Source organism: Micromonospora sp. URMC 105, from assembly GCF_051386295.1.
Lineage (GTDB): Bacteria > Actinomycetota > Actinomycetes > Mycobacteriales > Micromonosporaceae > Micromonospora.
In genome coordinates this window covers 19,994-40,029 of sequence record NZ_JBPQTL010000030.1, presented here as the reverse complement: position 1 = coordinate 40,029, position 20,036 = coordinate 19,994, and the positions used below count along the sequence as shown (strand labels likewise).

The following is a 20,036-nucleotide window of genomic DNA, read 5'->3' as shown; positions in this document are numbered from 1 at the left end:
TTGAGCTCCTCCAGGGAGGAAACATGAAGCACCGCGCCATCGGTGCCGTGCTGTTCGGGGTCGGCGTACTGCTCCTGGCGCTGGCCGCCGGGCTGGTGTTCGTCGTGACCCCCGCGCTGACCAAGCTCCCGTACGACCTGAAGCCTGCGACGTCGGTGGCGGAGGCCAACGACGCGAAGTTCCTCCAGATCAGTAACGGGGTGATCAAGGTCTACGACGGTGACCTCAGGTCCACCGTCCGGGTCAACCAGCTGAAGGACGAGACCGCGAAACTCGGCGGCGACCTCGACGGCAAGGCCGTGGTGTGGCAGGTCGGTCAGACCGTGGACCGGGTCGACAACAAGGAGCTGGTGAGCGCGTACGGCGCCAAGCTGGCCATGGACCGGGTCTCCGGCGAGGCGGTCAAGTGGCAGGGCCAGTGGCTCGACGACACCGGCCAGCGCGACACCGGGATCCAGTTCGCCGGCCAGATCTACAAGTTCCCGTTCAACACCGAGAAGCGGGACTACAAGATCTTCGACCGTGACCTGCGCCAGGTCCGCGACGCGAAGTTCTCCGGCACGGAGAACATCAAGGGCATCGAGACCTACCGGTTCGAGCAGGTCATCGCCGACGAGCGGCTGACGCTCGACCCGAGCCGGGTCACCGCGCTGCTGGCCACGTTCGCGCCGGGCGCGACCGACGCCTCGCTCGTCTACAGCAACCAGCGCACCGTCTGGGTGGACCCGGTGACCGGGTCGTACATCAAGGTGCGCGAGGTGCAGAAGAAGGTCCTCACCCCGAACGTGGGCGCGCCGACCACGCTGCTGGACGCCGACTTCACCTACAACGACGCGACCATCACCGCCTCGGTCGAGCGGGCCAAGGAGAGCCGGAACAGCCTCCAGCTGCTCAGCGTCTACGTCCCGATCGGGCTGGCCGCACTCGGCCTGGTGCTGATCATCGGCGGCCTGCTGGTGGCCCGGCAGGGTGCGGTCGCCGCGGCCGGCGAGGCGCGGCACCGGGCGGACGTCCCGCCGGTGCCCGCTCCGGTCGACGCGCCGACCCGGCACGACGAGCCGGTCGTGGACCGGGAGGGTGGACCGCTGACCGACGAGATTCCGCCCGCGTCGACGAACTGGCGCACGGACGACGAGCCGACGGTCCCCACTCAGCGGACCGCGTCGGACGAGACCGAGAAGCACTGACGCCGTAGCACCATCCAAGGGGGCGGGTCGATCCTTCGACCCGCCCCCTTGGCGTCGGTGTCGTCACGCTCGGCACTTGTTACTGAATCGTAACTTGTCGATGGTTTCACTGCGCTCGGTAGCCGACGCTGCTCGGGAACGTCCCTTTTGGTGGCTTGGTCCTCGGGCTGGGGCCCGAATGCGATACACCGAGAGTGAAAACGATCAACCTTTGCCGCCCCGGCAACCTACGGCACCGTAAGTAGGGTCTTGTGACCTACGCCTCACTGGGTGCACCATCATGCGCACGTTCGTTACTCGCTGGTAACAGGCCTCCCGGTCCGGCCCCCGGGCGCCTCCGTCCACCGACCCGCGAACGACCCCGAAGAGCACCGCCCCCCACCCAGGAGGAACCCGTGCAGGATCGGATCGAGAACCCGGGTCGTACCCGGTGGCGGCGTTTCGCCGCGATGATGGTGCCGGCGACCGCAGCCGTCGGCGCCATCCTGTTCGGCATGCAGTCCGGCGCGATCGCGTCCGACATCACCGTCTCCGGCCAGACCTTCAAGATCGGCGCCGAGCGCCTGGAGGGTGACGGATTCAAGCAGTACGGCGGCATCGCCAAGGAGAAGAACGGCAAGGTCCACCCGGTCGCCCTCTCCGAGATCAGCCGCGCCGAGCTGTACAAGCTCTGCCAGTCGGTCCGCGCCGACCTGCCCGGCCTGCCGGTGGTCCTCACCATCAACGCCGGGGACGACAAGCCGGCGACCGCCAAGGACATGCTGATCGCGATGGACAGCCTGGAAGGCAACGCGACCTTCACCAACATCAGGATCGGCCGCGACGCCACCGACCTGAACGCGTCGGCGCAGGCCGGGTCGTTCGGTCAGGACGCTCAGCACGTCACCATCACCGATCTGGAGCAGGTGTCCCGCTACACCACGGCGGCCACCTTCAACCTCACCGGCCTCCGTCTCAAGGTCAACGTGGGGGACGCCGCCAAGGGCAAGGAATGCTTCTGAGCTGAGCCGTGGCCCGCTCAGCCAGGAGGAGTACGTGACAACCGCCGATCCACGACACGCCCGCGCCGGTGGCCCCGGCCGGGCCTGGCGGGGATTCCGCCGCTGGCGGCGGAGCCGGCCGTTCTGGGGCGGCCTGTTCACCGCGCTGGCCGGGGTGGAGATGTTCGCCTCCACCCGGATGACGCTCAACGGCCTGAGCTTCCAGTCCGGAGCCACCGGGCTCTACTCGCTGCTCATCCCCGTCATCCTGCTCACCTGTGGGCTGCTGCTCTGGTTCAGCCCGGCGCAGCGACTCTTCTACTCGATCGTCGCCGCGGTCACCACGATCTACTCGCTGATGGGTCTCAACCTCGGCGGCTTCTTCGTCGGCCTGCTGCTCGGCCTGGTCGGCAGTGCCCTCGGCTTCGCCTGGACGCCGCTCAGGTCGGCCCGGACCGACGCGCCCGCCGACGGGGTGGACCCGCCGGGCGACGAGGACACCCCCGGACCCGACGACCCGACGCTGACCGACGACCTGATGCCGGTCGACGACCGGACCGTGCCGCATCAGCGGGGCGAGCTGCCGTCGTACCGGCCGGAGCAGCCGGCGCCCGCCGGGTACGACGTCCCGGCCGCGCCGCCGGCCGGCCCCCGGGACCCGCGCTACTTCGCCGTGGCGCTGGTGGTGCTCGGCCTCTCCGCCGGCGGGCTGGTCGCCACCCGGCCGTCGCCGGTGCAGGCCGCGCCGACGGTGCCCACCCCGGCCGTCACCGTCACCGCCTGCCCGCGGCCGTCCACCCCGGCGCCGACCCGCTCGGCCGCGCTCCGGCCGAGCGCCCCGACCGCCACACCGCCGACCGGCACACCGTCGGCCGGCCCCACCCCGTCGCCGACGGCCACCTCGGACGGCGGCATCATCGGCGACATCCTGCGCGGCATCGGCGACCTCTTCACCGGGGGTCGGCGGGCCGAGCCGAGCGCGACCCCCTCCGCCGGCCCGACACCGAGCGCGGAAGCGGCCGCGCCGAGCGCGAAGGCGGCCGCGCCGACCGCCGGGCCGACCCCGACCGGGCGGGCGGCGGGCCGTACCGGCGAGTGCGCGCCGAGCCGGCCGAAGCGGCCCGGCACGGTCGAGCCCGGCAAGCTGCTGCCCCGGTTGGCGGCCGAGCCGGGGCAGCCGAAGGTGGCCCAGCGGCCGTCCAAGCTGACCGGCTCCAAGGTCACCATGACCAGGTTGCGGTTCGAGGGGATCGTCGACCTGCCGACCGCGAACGGCACGTTGAAGGCCTTGAAGTTCGGCATGAGCAAGGCGGTCACCGACGACTTCAAGCTGGTGGCGGACGGCCCGGCGGGCCGCAACCAGCAGTATGTGACCGACCGGCTCACGGTCCAGGGCGACGTGGAGTTCTACGCCACCCGCTTCGTCGGCCGGCTCCTCGGCATCAAGATCACGCTGACGCCGGACCTGCCGTTCCCGGACGGCATTCCGATCACCTCGCCCATCCCGATCACCTTCACCGGCCCGGTGATCGATCTGGCGTTCGTCGACTGCGACACGTTGACCGCCCGGCCGGCGCTGAAGCTCAGCCTGCCCTGACCTGCTTCCACCACCCCTGATGACCGGGGGCGGGCCGTCCCGCCCGCCCCCGGCCGTCGGGAGCACTCAGAGCCGGGCCAGCGCCTTGCGCAGCGGGTCGAGCCCCAGCGAGCCGAGGTCGAGCGCCTGCCGGTGGAACTCCTTGAGGTCGAAGTCGGCGCCCTTGCGGGCCTTCGCCTCCTCGCGGGCCTGGAGCCAGATCCGCTCACCGACCTTGTAGGACGGTGCCTGCCCCGGCCAGCCCAGGTAGCGGTTCAGCTCGAAGCGCAGGTTCTCGTCCGGCACCCGGCAGTGCGCCCGCATGAACTCCCAGCCCAGCTCCGGCGTCCAGCGCTCGCCCGGGTGGAAGCCGAACGGGTTGTCCTTCGGGATCTCCAGCTCCAGGTGCATGCCGATGTCGACGATCACGCGGGCCGCCCGCATGGCCTGCCCGTCCAGCATGCCGAGCTTGTCGCCCGGATCCTCCAGGTAGCCCAGGTCGTCCATCAGCCGCTCCGAGTAGAGCGCCCAGCCCTCGCCGTGCCCGGACACCCAGCAGAGCAGCCGCTGCCAGCGGTTGAGCAGCTCGGCCCGGACGGCCGTCTGCGCCACCTGGAGGTGGTGCCCCGGCACGCCCTCGTGGTAGACGGTGGTCACCTCGCGCCAGGTGGAGAAGTCGGTGATGCCCTGCGGCACCGCCCACCACATCCGGCCCGGCCGGGAGAAGTCCTCGCTCGGCCCGGTGTAGTAGATCGCCCCGTCGCTGGTCGGCGCGAGGCAGCACTCGATCCGGCGGACCTGCTCCGGGATGTCGAAGTGGGTGCCGTGCAGATCGCTGATGGCCTTGTCGGCCAGCGTCTGCATCCAGTCCCGGAACGCCTCCTTGCCCTGGATGGTCCGGGCCGGGTCGGCGTCGAGCGCAGCCACGGCCTCGTCCACCGTGGCGCCCGGCCCCACGATGCGCCCGGCGAGGGTGCCCATCTCGGCCTCCAGCCGGGCCAGCTCCGCGAAACCCCAGGCGTACGTCTCGTCGAGGTCGACCTTCGCGCCGAGGAAGTACTGGGAGGCCAGCTCGTACCGCTCCCGGCCGGCGGCCTGCTTGTCCCGCCCGTGCGGGGCCAGTTCGGTGCGGAGGAACTGGCCGAACTCGGCGGTCGCGGCGGTGGCGGAGGCCGCGCCCCGGCGCAGCTCGGCGCCGAGGGTGCCGTCCGCGCCGAGCCGTTCCACCAGCCCGTGGAAGAAGTTGTCGCCGTCGGGGTCGGTCCAGACGTCGCACTGCTTGGCCACCTCGACCAGCTGCACCTTCGAGCTGACCTGGCCGGCGGCGGCCGCCTCGCGCAGGGTGGTCTTGTAGCCCTCCAGCGTCGCGGCGAACCGGTTGAGCCGGGCGGCGATGTTCGCCTGGGCGGCCTCCCCGTCGGTCGGCATCAGGTCGAAGACCATCCGGATCTCGTGCAGCCCGCTGGCGATCACGTTGACCTCGCTGGTCACCTCACCCGCGTCGTACCGGGCCAGGTCGAGGCCGAGGCGTTCCTGCATCGCCTCCTTGGCCGTCCGCTCGGTCTCCGAGTCCGGCTCGGTCACGTCGAGGTCGGCGAGGGTGCGCCGGGTCAGCTCGGCGCGGGCCGCGTAGCCGGCGGGGGAGAGGTCGTCGAGCTGGTCGTCGTAGCCGGCGATGCCGACGTAGGTCGCGCCGGTCGGGCTCAGCGGGGCCCAGTCGGCCACGTAGCGGTTCGCGAGGTCATCGATTCGTCCCACGCTGCGACCCTACGTGACCGACCGGCCCCGATGTCGAGCGTGTTTGGCATGTCCGGGGCAGCAGTCGCGCCGGGTCGACATCGATCGGGAACGGCGCGCGGGCGCGCAGCCGCTGCCCGCCCACCGCCCGCGCGGTGCGGACGTAGTGCCCGTCGCCGTCGAGGCCGAACAGTTCCACCGTCGCCCGCCGCGACCGGCCGCCGATCTCCACCCGCATGACGTACGGGACGCCGCCCTCGGCGCAGCGGCGCCACGCCTGGGCCCCGTCCCCGCCGGGACGGACGAAGCGCACCGCCAGGACGCACAGCTCCGCAGGCACCCAGCGTTCCTCCTCGTCGCTGGCCGGGAGGGTGTGCAGCACGGTGACGTCGGGCTGGATCCAGCAGCTCGGCGAGAAGGTCAGGTTGACCCGGCCGAGCACGTGCCGGCCGGCCGCCTCGGCCGCCGGGACGAAGGCGCTGGCCAGGCTCGCCATGGCGATGCTCTCGGTGGCCGGCGGGAACGGCGTCACCACCAGCCGCCCGTCGAGGCATTCGTGCCGGGCGCCGGCCAGCTCGCCGACCCGCAGGTGGCGCTCCGCGCGCCGCACCGTCCACCCGCCGTCGAGGTCGAGAGCCGGTTCCGGCCCCCGTGTCAGCAGCATCAAGGCCTCATCCCTCCCGGCTGATCAACGACGGGGCGCCGTAGGGGTTCCGGACCGGGCTACGGCAACAGTTCCGCCGGGTCGAAATCGATCGGGAAGGGTGCCTCGGCCCGGAGGCGGCGCCCGCCCTGCGCCTTCGCCACCGTGGCGTACGCGCTCCAGTCGTCGAGCGAGAAGAGTTCCACGGAGACGTGCCGCAGCCGGCGGACGATCTCGACCCGCATGAAGTACGGCACCCCGGCCTCCGCGCACCGGCGCGGCTTGTCCAGGAAGTCCTGCTGCCGACTGGCCGGGGAGACGAACTCCACCGCCATCGTGCAGTACCGCACCGGGACCCACCGGTCCTCGTCGTCCGTCTTCGGCACGGTGTGCAGCACGGTGAGGTCGGGCTGGATCCAACTGCGCGGATTGAACGTCAGGTTGACCTGGCCGTAGACGTAGAGGTTGGCCGCCTCGGCCGCGGGCCCTAGCAGCCGCGCCAACTTGATCTCGCCGAAGCTGTTGGCACCGGCTTTCGCGGGGGTCATGACCAGCCTTCCGTCGACACACTCGAAGCGCGCGTCCGGCAGGTCGCGCGGCGGGAGGTATCGGTCGGCCAGGCCCGTCGTCCAGACCCCGTCGAAGTCGTAGAGCGGGTCGAACCTCTCCGGCATCGCCATCGGGCGCACCTCCTCGACTGGTCAACGCCTCCACTGTGTGGCGGTTGCTGTGGCGGGCGACACGGCGTCCGATTTTCGCGGGACTTCGTCGTACCCCTGCGGCAGAGTGTCAGGGGTGACCACCCATGTGACTCCTGACCGGGCGCCGCTGCGCAGCTGGCTGCCGGGCTTCCTGGCGCTCGCCGCGATCTGGGGTGCGAGCTTCCTGTTCATCAAGATCGGCATCGAGGAGCTGCATCCCTTGCAGCTCACCCTCTACCGGGTGGCCGCCGGTGCGCTCACCCTGCTGGTGGTGCTCGCTGTGCTCCGCGACCGGCTGCCGCGCGAGCCCCGGGTCTGGGCGCACCTGGTCGTGGTCGCCGCGTTCGGGGTGGCGTTGCCGTTCACCCTCTTCGGCTACGGCGAGCAGCGCGTCGAGTCGATGCTCGCCGGCATCTGGAACGCGACCACCCCGCTGATCGTGCTGCCGCTGGCGGTGCTGGTCTTCCGCACCGAGCGGTTGACCGCGCGCCGGGCGGTCGGGCTCGGGCTGGGCTTCCTCGGGGTGCTGGTGGTGCTCGGCGTCTGGGAGGGCGTCGGTGGGTCCCACTTCACCGGCCAGCTGATGTGCCTCGGCGCGGCGGCCTGCTACGGCGTGGCCATCCCGTACCAGAAGAAGTTCATCGCCGGCAGCGCGTACTCCGGGCTGTCGCTCTCCGCGGCGCAGCTGCTGGTGGCGACGGCGCAGCTCGCGGTGGTCGCGCCGCTGGTGGCCGGCGCGCCGCCGCTGCCGACCGAGCTGTCGGCGCCGGTGGTGGGCAGCGTGGTCACGCTCGGCGCGCTCGGTACCGGGCTGGCCTTCGTGATCAACCTGCGCAACATCCGGACGGCCGGCGCGAGCACCGCCTCCACGGTGACCTACCTGATCCCGATCTTCGCGGTGCTGATCGGCGCGGTGGTGCTCGACGAGCGGCTGAACTGGCACCAGCCGGTCGGCGCCCTGGTCGTGCTGCTCGGCGTCGCGGTGACGCAGGGCCTGGTCGGCCCGCGCCGCCGGCGCGACGAAGCCGTCACCGGCATCCCGGCCGTGCCGGCCGCGGAGCCTGCCGCGCGCTGACGCCGCCGTCGCGACGACCGCGGGTGGCTCGGCGCTGAGGAGGTCAGCGGCGGGTCCGGGCCCACTTCAGCAGGCGCTCCGCCGGCCAGGTGTTGACCACCCGGTCGGCGGGCACGCCGCAGAGCGCCGCCCGTTCGCAGCCGAACCGCTGCCAGTCCAGCTGGCCCGGCGCGTGTGCGTCGGTGTTGACGGCGAACCGGCAGCCCGCCTCCAGGGCCCGGCGGATCAGCCGCTTCGGCGGGTCCTGCCGCTCCGGCCGGGAGTTGATCTCGACGGCCACCCCGCGTTCGGCGCACGCGGCGAAGACCGCGTCCGCGTCGAAGTCGCTCTCCGACCGGGTACGCGGCCGGTGCGCGCGGTCCCCCGGACCCTTCACCCCGGCCGGGCGGGACGACACCATCCGCCCGGTGCAGTGGCCCAGGATGTCCAGGTGCGGGTTCTCGATCGCGGCCAGCATCCGCCGGGTCATCTTGGCCCGCTCGTCGTTCAGCCCGCTGTGCACCGAGCCGACCACCACGTCCAGCCGGGCCAGCAGCTCGTCGGTCTGGTCGAGCGAGCCGTCGGCGAGGATGTCCACCTCGATGCCGGTGAGGATGCGGAACCCCTTGGGCAGCGCCGCGTTGACCGCCGCCACGTGGTCGAGCTGTTTGCGCAGGCGGTCCGCGGTGAGGCCGCGGGCCACCTTGAGCCGGGGCGAGTGGTCGGTCAGCACCAGGTACTCGTGGCCCAGTTCGACCGCCGCGAGCGCCATCTCCTCGATCGGCGACCCGCCGTCGGACCAGTCCGAGTGGGTGTGGCAGTCCCCGCGCAGCGCGGTCCGCAGTGCGGTGGCCGCGGCGTCCAGGTCGGTGCCCTCGGTGGCGACCAGCCGTCGCAGGTAGACCGGTTCCTCGCCGGCCAGCGACTCGGCGACGCAGCGGGCCGTGACGTCGCCGACCCCGGTCAGTTCGGTGAGCTTGCCGGTGCGGGCCCGCTCGGCGACCTCCTTCGCCGGCAGCTCGGCGAGGGCCTTCGCCGCCGACCGGAACGCCCGGACCCGGTAGGTGGCCTCGTTGGCCCGCTCCAGCAGGAACGCGATCCGGCGCAGGTCGGCGATGGGGTCCCGGGCGCTCATGACCTGCAAACTACGCGCCCGCGGTGGTGCGCAGGAATCAGGCGTACGGCAGCGTCACGACCGAGCGGTCGCCGATGCCGAGGGTGGTCGGGTTCGTGCCGATGGCGGACCAGACCTCCACCTTCACCGTGCCGTTGGCCAGGTTGCCCAGGGCGCCGCTGGCGGAGTGCAGCCCGGCGTTCTGCGTGTAGTGCTCGTAGCCGGGCACCGGATCGGTGGCGAAGTACCGGTACGTCTCGACCCGGTCGAAGCTGCCGTCACCGGTCAGGTCGTAGGAGACCCGGGTCTGCACCCCGTTGCCCACCGCCGAGCCGGCGTCGAGGAACAGGTCGAACCGGGTCTGCCCACCCGAGTACGCCATGGTCAGGCCGGTCGCGGTGAAGACCGTCGGGTTGGTCGGCGTGCCGTCGCGGTTGACGCCACCGGCGCCGGCCACGGTGGCGGTGCCCGGGCCGCCGGCCGTTCCCAGACCACCGCCGGGCAGCAGGTACCGGGTCGGTGAGCCGCTCGGCGGCGGGGTGGTGGGGGGCGGCGTCGGCGTCGGGTCGGTCGGCGTCGGCGTCGGCGTCGGGCTCGTGCCGCCGCCCGCGCTGCCGCCGCTCCAGGTGTACGCCCCGGTGGTCGCCGTCCGTCCGGCCGCGACCGTCAGCCGGGTGCCGTCGGACCAGGTGACGGTGAGCGGCGCGGCGGTGATGTTGCTGGCGACGTAGGTGCGGGCACCGTTGCGGGTGAAGACGGCGGCCAGCGGGTGGTTGGCGGTGACGCCGGTGTCCACCTGGCCCAGTGCCGCGAGGTTGCGGATCCAGTGGAAGGTGTGGGCCCGGCTCTCCCCCTCCTCGGGGGTGTAGCCGGGGTTGGCGCGCAGCTTCGCCAGCGCCGCGTCCGGGTCGCCGAGGGCCAGGAACTGCCAGTGGATGTCCTGCCAGACCGTGGGTTCGCCGCCGTTGTTGCGGACGAGTTCGGCGTAGTTGGTCCGGACGTAGGCCGGCCGGTTGCCCAGGTAGAGGTGACCGCCGGTGACCGGCAGCAGGTTGATGCCCTGGATCATCTCCGGCTCGGCGCTGAACCAGGTGGCGTACGCGGCGCCGTCGCCCCAGACCATGCCGACGGTCGAGTGCCCGAAGTTGGCGGGGAAGTTCTCGTCGTCGACGTCGAACCAGTACTGCTGGATCGCCGCCGCCTGGGTGGTGTGCATGAAGACGCCGGCGTCGCGTACGGCGGTGTTGCCGGTGGCCTGCCCCCACTGGATGAGGGCGTTGGCGAAGTTCATCCCCTCCGAGGACGACTCCTGGTTGTTGCCGGCGTTGAACGAGCCGTGCCCGGAGGCCCAGTCGTGCCCGGCGTAGATGTCGAAGTCCCGCAGGTACGGGAAGCGGGTGTCGGAGCGGCTGTAGTTGTTCGCGTCCCGGATGAGCAGGTCCACCATGCCGCCGTACTGGGCGTTGGTGGCCCAGGCCGGGTCGAACTTGGCCAGCGTCGCGGCGGCCGCGATGTAGTAGCCGTAGTGGAAGTGGTGGTCGTTGAGCTCCTGGTCGGAGCCGTACGAGGCGGGGTAGCCGATCAGGGTTCCCCAGTTCCGGTCGTAGTGGAAGACGCGTTCAGTCTTGCCGGGGGTGGCGGTGAACCAGTCGGTCAGCGTGGTCCGGATGGCGTTCAGCGCGGCGGTACGGGTCTGCGTGTCGCCGACCAGGTCCGCGATCTCGGCGATCCGGGCGGCCCGGCCGAGGCCCTTGCCGGTCCAGTAGGTGTCATTGCCGCGCTGGTCCATCGGGTTGCCCCGGACCGCCGCGAGCTGCTCCCTGAGCTGGGTCAGGTCGGCGCCGGCGCCGGTGGCGACGGCGGGCAGCTCCGGCAGCACCCCGTGGTACGTCATGGCGGTGCGGAACTGGTCGACGCCGGTGAGCACCTTCATCCGGCCGCGGGCGGACGGGTAGGTCTGGCCGATCGGGGTGGCGCCGGTCAGCGCCTTCCACTGGTGCGGGTAGAGGCTCACCACGGTCTGGGTGGTGGTGCCCTCGCGCGGGGTGGTGGTCAGCGCGTACGTGGTGGTGAGCCGGCTGCCGGCCTGGTCGTAGGAGTAGGAGACGCGGGTGCCGGTGACGTGCGCGTGGGCGTACCGGCCGTAGGTGGTGGCGAGGCCGGCGCGGGTGGTGGCGTCGGTGCCGGGCGTGGTGGGCAGCAGGGCGACGGAGAAGTAGTCCTTGCCGGCCAGGGTGGAGGTGATTCGTCCGCCGGAGACGGTCCAGTTCGCACCGGTGGGGGCGTAGGCGACGTAGTCGTGCCCCCGGACGGTGAACCCGATGGTGGCGCCGCTGTTCGACCAGATCGTCGGGCTGCCGCCGGTGGGGTTGATCAGCGCCGCACCGCCGCCGGTGCGGAAGTACGTGAACGGCAGGCCGTGCCCGATGGTGGCCCGCAGGGTGCGGGCCCCGTCGCTCCAGTACGGGCTGACCGTCCAGTCCGTCCAGTCGTCGACCTTGACCACCGGGGCGCCGAGCCCGGCCACGCCGACCCGGATGTCCTCGGCGTAGGTGTACTTGTACTCGCCCACCCCGGTCGCCGTGCCGGTGACGGTGGGGGTGGAGGTGGCCGAGAAGCCGAGGCCGTCGCCGAACGGCTGGTAGGAGACCGGGTGGGCGTGCAGCGGCTCGCTGTACGTGCAGTTGGTCCGCTTCCAGAGCAGCGACGACCACCAGTCGTTGGTGGGGACCGGGCCGGCGGGCGCGTTGGCGGTGGCGAACTGCCGGGGGTTGGTGGTCAGGTCGCCGCAGCCGGTGGGGAGCGGGCCGACCCGGTCCGTGGTGTAGCTGCCGGCGCCGACGGGGGCGGCCTCGGCCGGGGCGGTGGCGGCGGTGACGGCGAGGCCGGCGACGGCGACGGCCAGGGCGGTGGTGGTGGCTAGCACCCAGGGGGTGCGGCGGAGTGGGACGGGAGGGTTCATCGTTCCTCCAGCGCGCGCCGGATCGGGGGATCGGGGTTGCGGTTCGTCGGAATCGGGAGCTTTGTTATCTGAGAGAGCGCTCTCTCAGCGGACGTTAACCATTGACATGACTTTCGTCAATGTTTCCAGCCGATGACGCGCCCGTTGCAGGGCCGCCGGACCCTCCGGTCAGCCGGCGCCCGTGGTGGCCCGCGGGGCCTTCGGGCAGCCGTGTTCGCGCTCCCAGGCGGTCACCTCGGCGGCCGGCGATCGGTTGCCGCGCTTGCGCCACGAATCCAGGTACTTCGCCGGCCAGACCACGCCCCGCCGGATCCACCAGTCGTCGCGACCCGTGCACTTCGGCGACAGACCGAAGTGGAGGTGGCAGACGTTGTTCGCGTTGCCGGTCCGCCCCACCGTGCCGAGCTGCTGCCCGGCGCGGACCCGCACCCCGGCGTCGACGCCCGCGCTGATCGCACCCAGGTGCGAGCCGTAGTACCGCACCCCGTCGTCGCCGAGCAGCGACACCGAGAGCCCACCGTTGTACGGCCCCAACGGCCCCCGCCGGTCGAACCGGTCCACCCGGCTCACCTCCAGGATCGTCCCGTCGGTCACCGCCACCACCGGCTCGCCGCAGTCGGCGAAGATGTCCGTGCCCGGATACGCCGAGTGCGTCGGGTGGTAGGCGACGTCGTTCGCGCGTACCGGAAAGACCCGCCGCAGGGGCGCGCGGCTCGGCGACGCCGACGGCGCGGCCGGGGTCGCGGAAGGCGCGGTCGCCGGCGCCGCAGGCTGGCCCGCGGTGGGCACCGCGGAAGGGGCGTCCCAGACCGTGCTCGGTGCGGCGGCCGGCCGGTCGCCGGGCGCGCAGCCGGCGAGCAACGCCGGCCCGAGCAACAGCAGGACCGGGTATGCCGAACGCGCGCGGCGGCCGGTCGATCGCGACGACATCCGGCCATCCTGGCAGACGGATACGGTGGGAGGGTCCCCCGGAGCGCCGGGGGATTCCGTGGACGGGAGCGGTGACGGCGATGGACGGTCAGCCGACGTACCCGGGCGGGCCGGCCGCCGGGCAGTTCCTGGCGCGTACCCCCTCAGGTCTCTTTCCCTCCGGGCCGCCCCGCCGGCCGACCTGGCGCGAACCGCACCCGGTGACCGGCAGCGGGGTCGCCGCCGGTGGCGCGGTCGCCGCCGCCTGGCTGGTGCTCTTCGGTCTCCTCGGCCGGGACGTCCCCGGCTACGCGTGGTGGACCGTGATCGCCGGCGCGATCGCCTGGCTGGCCGCCCTCGCGCTCGTCCGGTACGGCGACCGGGGCGTCGGCACCGGGGTGGCGATCGTCACAGCGGGTGGCTGGAGCATCGCGTTCGCGGTCGTGGTGGTCCGCTGGGCGACCAGCGCGGACTGGCCCATGTGGTGACGCTGCGTGGCTGGTCGGCTCCGCTTCGAACGCCATCTTGACGTACTCGCTGTGACTGGGGACGCTTTCCGGTATGGCCTGGACCACCCCGCGGCTCGACCCTGAGCGAAGCCGTCGCCGCCTGCAGATTCTCGCCGAGTTGGCGGGAGCCCGCGCGGTACGACAGCGGGACAAGCCGCAGCGGGAGCGCACCGAGCGACTGCGGCAGCTGATCGCGACCCGGCGTCGCGTCGCCGGCTGACCCGTTTTCTCAGGATTGACCGGCCCTTCGGGGCGTTGACCGGTCGCCTGCCGACCCGACCGGTTAACGTGCATCGCGTAACGAGTCGGCGTGCTGTGCCGAAGCCTTTGGGGGGACCGTGTCGTACTTCGCTGCCGCCGTGGTGCGCGACGAGGGCGAGTGGAGCGCCGCCGAGGTGAACCTACGGGGCGCCTCCGACATCGACGACGTCGCCGACCGGCTGCGCGACGTCGAGCCCGACGCCGACCTCTCGCTGCTCTTCGTCGAGGCGGACGACGCCTACCTGGTGATCCTGCGCCTGGACGAGGGGGAGGACCTGCGGGTCTTCGGCTCCGACTCGGCGTACGCGGAGGAGTCCCGGCTGGGTGCGCTGCTCGTCGGCGACCTGAAGACCTCGGTCACCGGGCTGGAGGAGGGCGAGGAGCCCGCTCCGGCCGCCACCGGGGACACGGAGAGCGAGCAGCCGGCGGTCGACCCGGAAGCCGACCCGGTCGGTGACGCGGACATCCTCGCCGACCTGGGCATCTCCGCCCAGAAGCTGCTCCGGCTCAGCGCCCACCAGGGGATGCTGCCCGCCGACGTCACGGCCGAGGTGTGCCAGGTCCTCGGCTGCGCCGACGAGGTCGAGGAACTGCGTGAGGTCTGAGCCGTCCGCCGACGGAACCGCCCCGCTGTCGGGCGGCGGCTCGCCGCTGGCCGGGGCCGCCGAGCCGGTCGACTCGACCGACCCGGCGCTGGAGACCGTACGTTCGGGACAGCCGACCCCGGGCGCGGTGGGCCGGGTCGGACCCGGCCCGCACGAGGGGCTGGCCGATCCGGACGGGGCGGGCCGCCGGCAGCGGCACGAACTGTGGATGCGCCGGGCGCTCGAGGTCGCCGTGACCGGCCCGGACAGGCCCGCTCCCGGCCCGGACGGCGCGGACGGGTCCGACGACATCCCGGTCGGTGCCGTGCTCTACGGGCCGGACGGCACGGAACTGTCGATCGGCCGCAACGAGCGCGAGCTGACTGGCGACCCGACCGCGCACGCCGAGGTGCTGGCGCTGCGGCGGGCCGCCGAGCGGACGGGTCGCTGGCGGCTCGACGGCTGCACCCTGGTGGTGACCCTGGAGCCCTGCACGATGTGCGCGGGGGCGCTGGTCCTGGCCCGCGTGTCCACCGTGGTGTTCGGTGCCTGGGAGCCGAAGACCGGCGCGGCCGGCTCGCTCTGGGACGTGCTGCGCGACCGCCGGCTCAACCACCGCCCGGAGGTCTACGGCGGCGTCCTGGAGTCCGAGAGCGCCGCGCTGCTGCGCGCCTTCTTCCGCTGACGCGTTGATCCGGCATCTCGGGCGCTCAGCCCGGGTCGCCGCTCAGGCCGGGGTCGGTGCGGGGCGGAGCAGGTTCGCGGCCACCGCCCGGGCGGTCTCGGTCCACGGGGTGGGTCGCAGGGTCGCCGGGTCGAGCCGGACGATCGCCCGCCGACCCTCGGCGTGCACGGTGCCGCCGTCGAGCGAGCGGAACTGGTAGGCGTACTCGGCGCTGCTGGTGCCGAAGTGTTCGAGCCAGAAGTGCACCGCCACCGGCCCGGTGGCCGCGATCGGGGCGCGGTAGGTAATGGTGAACTCGCGTACCGCGTGGAAGGTGTCCGGCGCGCTGCGCTGCCCGCCCTGGTAGGAGACGCCCCGCTCGGCCCAGTACGCGGTCAGGGCCCGCTCCAGCAGCACGGCGTACCGGGCGTTGTGCAGGATGCCGAGGGCGTCCAGGTCGTCGAAGTACACGCTGACGTGCTCGACGTGGCCGTACTCGACGGCGGAGGGGTGGGCGAGGGCGTGGCTCATGAGAGGCCTTCCGGTAGCAGGGTCGGATCGGGGCACAACGCCCGCAGGCGGTGCAGCAGGCCCTGACGGGCGTGGCGGTAGGCGGTGTCGGGGTCCAGCAGCCGGGAGCGCATCGCGGCGGTGATCCCGAGCGCGTCGATCTCGTACGCCAGTTGCGGAACGTCGGTGTCGGCGGGAAGTTCGCCGGCGGTGACCGCCTCCCGGACGAGGTGTTCGAGGAACGCGGTCCAGCGGCCGAACACCTCGGCGAGCCGGTCGCGGACCGGGCCGGGGCGGGCGTTGTACTCGAAGTCGGTGCTGGCGAAGAAGCAGCCGCCGGGGAGCACCCGGGCGGCGTAGAAGTCGATCCGGGCCTGGTGCAGGGCCCAGAGCCGCCGTACGCCCCGGGGGGCGCGCAGGGCCGGATCGACGATCCGCTCCTGCCACTGCTCCACCGCCCGGTCGACGGTGGCGAGCTGGAGCGCCTCCTTCGAGCGCCAGTGCGCGAAGAGGCCGGACTTGCTCACTCCCAGCGTGTCGGCGAGCTGCGCGAGCGAGAGCCCGTGCAGGCCGACCTCGGTGGCCAGCACCACCGCGGCGTCGAGTGCGGCGCCCCGGGTCCGGTCGCCCCGAGCGACGCGTCCGTCGACTGTCATGAGGAGAGGTTAATCAAAAAGCACGACCGGTCGTATTGTTTCGTCTGGTGACCGTGGTCACTCCACACACGGCGACGCCCCGCCGTCCGGACGGATGACGGGGCGTCGCCGGCGAAGGAGGGGATCAGGCGATGGCGGTGTCCAGGGCGATCTCGACCATCTGGCTGAAGGTCTGCTCACGCTCCTCGGAGGTGGTCTTCTCGCCGGTCTTGATGTGGTCGCTGACGGTCAGGATGGTCAGGGCGCGGGCCTTGAACCGGGCGGCGATCGTGTAGAGCGCCGCGGACTCCATCTCCACCGCCAGCACGCCGTAGTCGGCCAGGGTGTCGTAGAGGTCCGGCCGGTCGGTGTAGAAGGCGTCCGCCGCCAGGATCGGTCCGACCCGCATGCTGATGCCGCGCCGCTCGGCCACCTCGACCGAGGTACGCAGCAGCCCGAAGTCGGCGACCGGGGCGTAGTCGATCAGCCCGTCGAACCGCATCCGGTTCATGTTCGAGTCGGTGGAGGACCCGATCGCGGCGACGACGTCGCGCAGCTGGAGGTCCTCGGTGAGGGCGCCGCAGGAGCCGACCCGGATCAGGGTCTTCACGCCGTACTCGTTGACCAGCTCGTGGGCGTAGATGGAGGCGGACGGCATGCCCATGCCGGAGCCCTGGACGGAGACCGGCACGCCGTTCCAGCGGCCGGTGAAGCCCAGCATGCCCCGGACCGTCGAGTAGCACGTGGCGTCCTCGAGGTAGGTCTCCGCGATCCACTTGGCCCGCAGCGGGTCGCCCGGCATCAGGACCCGCTCGGCGATCTCTCCCGGCTTCGCGCCGATGTGCGTACTCATGGCAAAGATCCTGCCAGGCCGGGGGCGGGCATACCGGTTCGGCATCCAGACCAGTGGTCCTGTACCCTCGTCGGCGGTGGCGTGTCCGAGTGGCCTAAGGAGCACGCCTCGAAAGCGTGTGAGGGTTTACGCCCTCCGCGGGTTCAAATCCCGCCGCCACCGCCAGTGAGATGCGCGAACGCCCGGCAGGTCCGCGAGGACCGGCCGGGCGTTCCGCTTGTGGTCTCAGTTTCGGTCTCAGTTGCTGCTCAAGAGCGCGACTTCGAGTCCCCTGTCGGGCGGTCCCAGAGCAGCCCTCCGACGCGCTGGGCGATGTCCCGGCGCACCTGGCCGGTGAGGTGTTGGTACCGGGCCGCCATCGCTGAGTTTGACCAGCCCATGATGCCCATCACCGCCCGCTCGGCCACGCCGAGGATCAGCAGCACCGTGGCGGCGGTGTGCCGGGCGTCATGCAGCCGGCCGTCGCGCAGCCCGGCGAGCTTGAGCAGCCGCTTCCACTCGTCGTAGTCGGTGCGGGGGTTGACCGGGCCGCCGGTCGGCGTGGTGAACAGCCAGTCACCTCCCTCCCAGAGTTGGGCGGCGGTAGCGCGCTCCCGTTCCTGCTCGTCGCGGTGTTTGTGGAGCAGCGTCACCAGCTCGTCAGGGAGGCCGATGCTGCGTCGTCCGGCCCGAGACTTGGTGTCGGCGGTATCGGCCCGTATCTGGCGGCGGTCGGGACAGTGGCCGCCGTGCTTTCGGCCGCACGGTGAGCGGCACCCGTGCTCCCACCTCGGTCGTTGCCGGCCGCGCCGGACGGTCAGTGTGCCGGCGTCCAGGTCAACATCCGACCAGCGCAGGCCGAGCGCTTCCCCCTGACGTAGGCCGAGGGCGAGCGCGACCGCCCACCGTGCGCTGTTGCGCCGGGCGCGGGTGGCTGCCATCAACCGCTGTACCTCGGCGACCGTGTACGGCTCGATCTCGCTCTCGGGCAGGCGCGGTGCCTTGGCGAGGGTGGCCGGATTCTTGGCGAGGTGCCCCCGGCGTACGGCCTCGTTGAGCGCGGTCCGGATCGTGCGGTGCGCTTGGTGGGCGGTCGCCGGGGCTCTGCCAGTCTCCTGCATCCGGCGGTAGAAGCGCTCCAGGTGCTCGGGCTCCAGGCGCTCGATCCGGTGAGCACCGAGACCGGGGATGAGGTGTCGGTAGACAGCCACCCGGTAGCCGGCGAGGGTGTTCTCTCGCACGGCCGGGGCAGCGATGTTTTCTACCCAGTGAGTGAGCCAGGTCTTCACCGTCCAGCGCTGGCCAGCCTTGCGGACCGTGCCGCTGTCCCGCTCTCGTTCCAAGAGTCGGACCTTCTTGATCACCGCAGCTTCCGTCCTGCCCCGGACGTGGCGGCGATCCGGCGATCCGTCGTCCTTCACGCCGACCGTGACCCGGCCGTGCCACGAGCCGTCCGCGCCCAGGTAGATGCTGGATGCGCCGTTCGGTTTGCGTCCCATGGCTGGCTCCTTTCGTTAGGCGGCGTGGTCGAGGGGCGTGGGCTCGGCGAGCAGGTTTCGCACGTACTCGTCCAGGCAGAACGCCGGCACGCGGCGGAGGCGGCCGATCGTGACGGTGCGGATCTGGCCGGTTTTGATGAGGGCGTACATGGTGGTGCGGCCGATGCCGAGTCGGTGGGCGGCTTCTTCGATGGTCAGGACGACGCGGTTTTCTGGCGTGGGCACGGCTTCTCCCCGTGGTTTCGGTGGCTTGAGAGCGCCGGTGGCGGGCGTTCTCGTCCGGCGAGTGTCAGTTGCTGGGTGGGGTAGGCGGATCGATGGAGGCCGTTGGGGCGGCCCGCTGAGAGCGCCGTAGAGGCAAGATTTCCGGTGTCCCGGCGTACGGCGTAGGGTGCAACGGTCTCCGTGGCTCTCAGCGGGCCGTTCTGCGGCTCGGCTTGTCACCGGCGATGCTGGGTGACCTGTTGCCGGGGGGTATCCGTCCCATCCGTACCAAGCTTGTTTTGCCTGGTCAGGTGCGGTACGGATTGGGGTGCTGGTACGGATTGATCCGTACCAGTGAGGGAATCCGTCCCGGGGATGACCTGCGGAAACGAGGTTGGGACGCTTGGTACGGATGGCCCGGCGGTGGGTGCTGGGCAGTAGCGGTTCCACGCATCGGTGAAGGCGTCTCGGGTGTAGCCCTTGGCCTGTCCGACAGGGAATCGGATGGTGGTCGAGGTGATGCCGAACTCGCGGAGCAGGTCGCCGAGGCGTTTGCCGGTGAGGCCGGTCGGCCCGAACCCTGCCCAGGGTGCTTCTTCGTCGCCGTTGAGCGCGGTGAGCAGGTCGTGGGTGGAAGCCGCGGGCGGGTCGCCGAGGACGGTGAAGGCGGTGCGCACGTCGGCGAGCAGCCGTACGCGGGTGGAGACGTTGCCGGACTCGTCGGCTTCGGTGGTCAGGACGGTGACGGCCTGGCGGGCGCGCTGCGGCCAGGTGCTACCGGCGAGGTCGGCGACGGCTACGAGTGGTTCCCAGGTGTCGGCGGCGCGGTCTTCGACCGGCATCGGCGGTTCGGCGGCTTCGAGGGTGGCGAGGTGCGCGCCGAGCCACTGTCCGAGACGTTGCGCGATGGTGCGCAATGCTGGGCCGTCGCGGCGGTGCCGGTAGGGGGCGACGGTCTCGCCGGGGGCGCGGCGGCGCATGCGTACGACTACGGCGCGGTCTTCGATGGTGTCGGGCATCGCGCCGATGCCGGCGAGTGCGGCCATGGCGAAGGTGGGGATCTTTTCCAGCCGTTGGGTGCCGGCGTCCCATCGGATCGCGGGCCTGTTGCGCTGGTGGCCGGCGTTGAGCAGCCCGCGTAGGTCTTCGTTCGCGTCGGCGTTCTTCCCGCCGAAGATGGTGTCGGCTTCATCCACGAGCAGGGTGGGCGGGTTGTCGCTGCCGATGGCGCGGTAGACGGCGGCGGGTGAGGCGTTGACGGTGATGAGCGGGTTGTGGCAGCAGCCCTCCACCACGTCGAGCAGCCGCGATTTCCCGCACCGCTTCTCCGGCGCCCGGATCACGAGGCGGGGTGCATGCGCCCACGCTGGTTGGGCGTGGGTGGCGGCGATCCACAGCGCCACCGCGTCGACGGCCTCGGCGCTGGGCAGGATGACGTAGCGGGTCAGGCAGGCGTGCAGAGCGTCGAGGATGGC

At 72.0% G+C, this 20,036-nt stretch carries 20 protein-coding genes and 1 tRNA gene; 9 read left to right on the top strand and 12 right to left on the bottom strand.

Annotated features, from left to right (window positions below; genetic code table 11):
* Positions 1-23: 23 nt before the first annotated feature.
* From ACSNN7_RS12860 to ACSNN7_RS12850, 3 genes are all read left to right on the top strand, one after another.
* On the top strand, positions 24-1,187 hold the full coding sequence (locus tag ACSNN7_RS12860; protein ID WP_436680965.1) for a DUF3068 domain-containing protein: 1,164 nt from the start codon (positions 24-26) through the stop codon (positions 1,185-1,187).
* A 395-nt stretch (positions 1,188-1,582) separates the two neighbouring features.
* A complete protein-coding gene (locus tag ACSNN7_RS12855) occupies positions 1,583-2,188 on the top strand; it encodes a DUF6230 family protein (RefSeq protein WP_334457572.1) in 606 nt (201 codons plus the stop codon).
* Between the two features lie 34 nt (positions 2,189-2,222).
* The gene (locus ACSNN7_RS12850; protein WP_436680964.1) at positions 2,223-3,764 is read left to right on the top strand and encodes a DUF6114 domain-containing protein; all 1,542 of its coding nucleotides are present in this window, start codon (positions 2,223-2,225) and stop codon (positions 3,762-3,764) included.
* Positions 3,765-3,830: 66 nt separating this feature from the next.
* On the opposite strand, the gene ACSNN7_RS12845 is transcribed toward ACSNN7_RS12850, so the two are convergent.
* Genes ACSNN7_RS12845 through ACSNN7_RS12835 form a run of 3 tightly spaced genes read right to left on the bottom strand, consistent with a single transcriptional unit; the run spans position 3,831 to position 6,803 of the window.
* Positions 3,831-5,501 (bottom strand): DUF885 domain-containing protein, encoded by a 1,671-nt coding sequence (locus tag ACSNN7_RS12845; RefSeq protein WP_436680963.1) that lies wholly within the window; start codon positions 5,499-5,501, stop codon positions 3,831-3,833.
* On the bottom strand, positions 5,485-6,144 hold the full coding sequence (locus ACSNN7_RS12840; protein WP_436680962.1) for a Uma2 family endonuclease: 660 nt from the start codon (positions 6,142-6,144) through the stop codon (positions 5,485-5,487). Before ACSNN7_RS12840 ends, ACSNN7_RS12845 begins: the two co-directional genes overlap by 17 nt.
* Before the next feature lie 59 nt (positions 6,145-6,203).
* Positions 6,204-6,803: a Uma2 family endonuclease gene (locus tag ACSNN7_RS12835; RefSeq protein WP_436680961.1), complete on the bottom strand. Its 600-nt coding sequence runs from the start codon at positions 6,801-6,803 to the stop codon at positions 6,204-6,206.
* Positions 6,804-6,918: 115 nt separating this feature from the next.
* Between ACSNN7_RS12835 and ACSNN7_RS12830 the strand changes: the two genes are divergently transcribed.
* Positions 6,919-7,899, top strand: a complete 981-nt coding sequence (locus ACSNN7_RS12830) for a DMT family transporter (protein WP_436680960.1) — start codon at positions 6,919-6,921, stop codon at positions 7,897-7,899.
* A gap of 43 nt (positions 7,900-7,942) precedes the next feature.
* Here the strand turns inward: ACSNN7_RS12830 and ACSNN7_RS12825 are convergent, their stop codons facing one another.
* The 3 genes from ACSNN7_RS12825 to ACSNN7_RS12815 form a co-directional block, all read right to left on the bottom strand.
* Positions 7,943-9,013, bottom strand: coding sequence for a PHP domain-containing protein (locus ACSNN7_RS12825; protein ID WP_436680959.1), 1,071 nt, complete (start codon positions 9,011-9,013; stop codon positions 7,943-7,945).
* 37 nt (positions 9,014-9,050) lie between these two features.
* Complete coding sequence (locus tag ACSNN7_RS12820) at positions 9,051-11,954, bottom strand: glycosyl hydrolase (RefSeq protein WP_436680958.1); 2,904 nt, start codon at positions 11,952-11,954, stop codon at positions 9,051-9,053.
* Between the two features lie 168 nt (positions 11,955-12,122).
* Positions 12,123-12,884, bottom strand: a complete 762-nt coding sequence (locus tag ACSNN7_RS12815) for a M23 family metallopeptidase (protein ID WP_436680957.1) — start codon at positions 12,882-12,884, stop codon at positions 12,123-12,125.
* Between the two features lie 80 nt (positions 12,885-12,964).
* Between ACSNN7_RS12815 and ACSNN7_RS12810 the strand changes: the two genes are divergently transcribed.
* From ACSNN7_RS12810 to ACSNN7_RS12795, 4 genes are all read left to right on the top strand, one after another.
* On the top strand, positions 12,965-13,351 hold the full coding sequence (locus ACSNN7_RS12810; RefSeq protein WP_436680956.1) for a hypothetical protein: 387 nt from the start codon (positions 12,965-12,967) through the stop codon (positions 13,349-13,351).
* A gap of 73 nt (positions 13,352-13,424) precedes the next feature.
* Positions 13,425-13,592, top strand: a complete 168-nt coding sequence (locus tag ACSNN7_RS12805) for a hypothetical protein (protein WP_170285394.1) — start codon at positions 13,425-13,427, stop codon at positions 13,590-13,592.
* A 118-nt stretch (positions 13,593-13,710) separates the two neighbouring features.
* Complete coding sequence (locus ACSNN7_RS12800; protein ID WP_436680955.1) at positions 13,711-14,238, top strand: tRNA adenosine deaminase-associated protein; 528 nt, start codon at positions 13,711-13,713, stop codon at positions 14,236-14,238.
* Positions 14,239-14,446: 208 nt separating this feature from the next.
* Positions 14,447-14,902 (top strand): nucleoside deaminase, encoded by a 456-nt coding sequence (locus tag ACSNN7_RS12795; protein ID WP_436680979.1) that lies wholly within the window; start codon positions 14,447-14,449, stop codon positions 14,900-14,902.
* 42 nt (positions 14,903-14,944) lie between these two features.
* On the opposite strand, the gene ACSNN7_RS12790 is transcribed toward ACSNN7_RS12795, so the two are convergent.
* The 3 genes from ACSNN7_RS12790 to deoD form a co-directional block, all read right to left on the bottom strand.
* Positions 14,945-15,412: an acyl-CoA thioesterase gene (locus tag ACSNN7_RS12790; RefSeq protein ID WP_436680954.1), complete on the bottom strand. Its 468-nt coding sequence runs from the start codon at positions 15,410-15,412 to the stop codon at positions 14,945-14,947.
* Complete coding sequence (locus ACSNN7_RS12785) at positions 15,409-16,047, bottom strand: TetR/AcrR family transcriptional regulator (protein WP_436680953.1); 639 nt, start codon at positions 16,045-16,047, stop codon at positions 15,409-15,411. The genes ACSNN7_RS12790 and ACSNN7_RS12785 overlap by 4 nt, the downstream gene beginning before the upstream one ends.
* A 124-nt stretch (positions 16,048-16,171) precedes the next feature.
* A complete protein-coding gene (deoD, locus tag ACSNN7_RS12780; protein WP_436680952.1) occupies positions 16,172-16,879 on the bottom strand; it encodes a purine-nucleoside phosphorylase in 708 nt (235 codons plus the stop codon).
* 75 nt (positions 16,880-16,954) lie between these two features.
* Here deoD and ACSNN7_RS12775 point away from each other — a divergent pair.
* Positions 16,955-17,044, top strand: a tRNA-Ser gene (locus ACSNN7_RS12775).
* 83 nt (positions 17,045-17,127) lie between these two features.
* Here ACSNN7_RS12775 and ACSNN7_RS12770 read toward each other — a convergent pair.
* The 3 genes from ACSNN7_RS12770 to ACSNN7_RS12760 all read right to left on the bottom strand — a co-directional run bounded on the left by ACSNN7_RS12770 (position 17,128) and on the right by ACSNN7_RS12760 (position 19,541).
* A complete protein-coding gene (locus ACSNN7_RS12770; RefSeq protein ID WP_436680951.1) occupies positions 17,128-18,357 on the bottom strand; it encodes a tyrosine-type recombinase/integrase in 1,230 nt (409 codons plus the stop codon).
* Positions 18,358-18,372: 15 nt separating this feature from the next.
* Entirely contained in the window at positions 18,373-18,582 is a 210-nt protein-coding gene (locus ACSNN7_RS12765; RefSeq protein ID WP_436680950.1) for a helix-turn-helix domain-containing protein, read from the bottom strand.
* A 215-nt stretch (positions 18,583-18,797) separates the two neighbouring features.
* Positions 18,798-19,541 (bottom strand): DUF3631 domain-containing protein, encoded by a 744-nt coding sequence (locus tag ACSNN7_RS12760; RefSeq protein ID WP_436680978.1) that lies wholly within the window; start codon positions 19,539-19,541, stop codon positions 18,798-18,800.
* Between the last annotated feature and the right edge of the window lie 495 nt (positions 19,542-20,036).

Coding starts and splice junctions, on each gene's coding strand:
- ACSNN7_RS12825 (WP_436680959.1), bottom strand. CDS start 9,013: ATGAGCGCCCGGGACCCCATCGCCGACCTGCGCCGGATCGCGTTCCTG.
- ACSNN7_RS12805 (WP_170285394.1), top strand. CDS start 13,425: ATGGCCTGGACCACCCCGCGGCTCGACCCTGAGCGAAGCCGTCGCCGC.
- ACSNN7_RS12835 (WP_436680961.1), bottom strand. CDS start 6,803: ATGGCGATGCCGGAGAGGTTCGACCCGCTCTACGACTTCGACGGGGTC.
- ACSNN7_RS12790 (WP_436680954.1), bottom strand. CDS start 15,412: ATGAGCCACGCCCTCGCCCACCCCTCCGCCGTCGAGTACGGCCACGTC.
- ACSNN7_RS12785 (WP_436680953.1), bottom strand. CDS start 16,047: ATGACAGTCGACGGACGCGTCGCTCGGGGCGACCGGACCCGGGGCGCC.
- ACSNN7_RS12815 (WP_436680957.1), bottom strand. CDS start 12,884: ATGTCGTCGCGATCGACCGGCCGCCGCGCGCGTTCGGCATACCCGGTC.
- ACSNN7_RS12840 (WP_436680962.1), bottom strand. CDS start 6,144: ATGCTGCTGACACGGGGGCCGGAACCGGCTCTCGACCTCGACGGCGGG.
- ACSNN7_RS12860 (WP_436680965.1), top strand. CDS start 24: ATGAAGCACCGCGCCATCGGTGCCGTGCTGTTCGGGGTCGGCGTACTG.
- ACSNN7_RS12760 (WP_436680978.1), bottom strand. CDS start 19,541: ATGCGCCGCCGCGCCCCCGGCGAGACCGTCGCCCCCTACCGGCACCGC.
- ACSNN7_RS12810 (WP_436680956.1), top strand. CDS start 12,965: ATGGACGGTCAGCCGACGTACCCGGGCGGGCCGGCCGCCGGGCAGTTC.
- ACSNN7_RS12820 (WP_436680958.1), bottom strand. CDS start 11,954: ATGAACCCTCCCGTCCCACTCCGCCGCACCCCCTGGGTGCTAGCCACC.
- deoD (WP_436680952.1), bottom strand. CDS start 16,879: ATGAGTACGCACATCGGCGCGAAGCCGGGAGAGATCGCCGAGCGGGTC.
- ACSNN7_RS12795 (WP_436680979.1), top strand. CDS start 14,447: ATGCGCCGGGCGCTCGAGGTCGCCGTGACCGGCCCGGACAGGCCCGCT.
- ACSNN7_RS12770 (WP_436680951.1), bottom strand. CDS start 18,357: ATGGGACGCAAACCGAACGGCGCATCCAGCATCTACCTGGGCGCGGAC.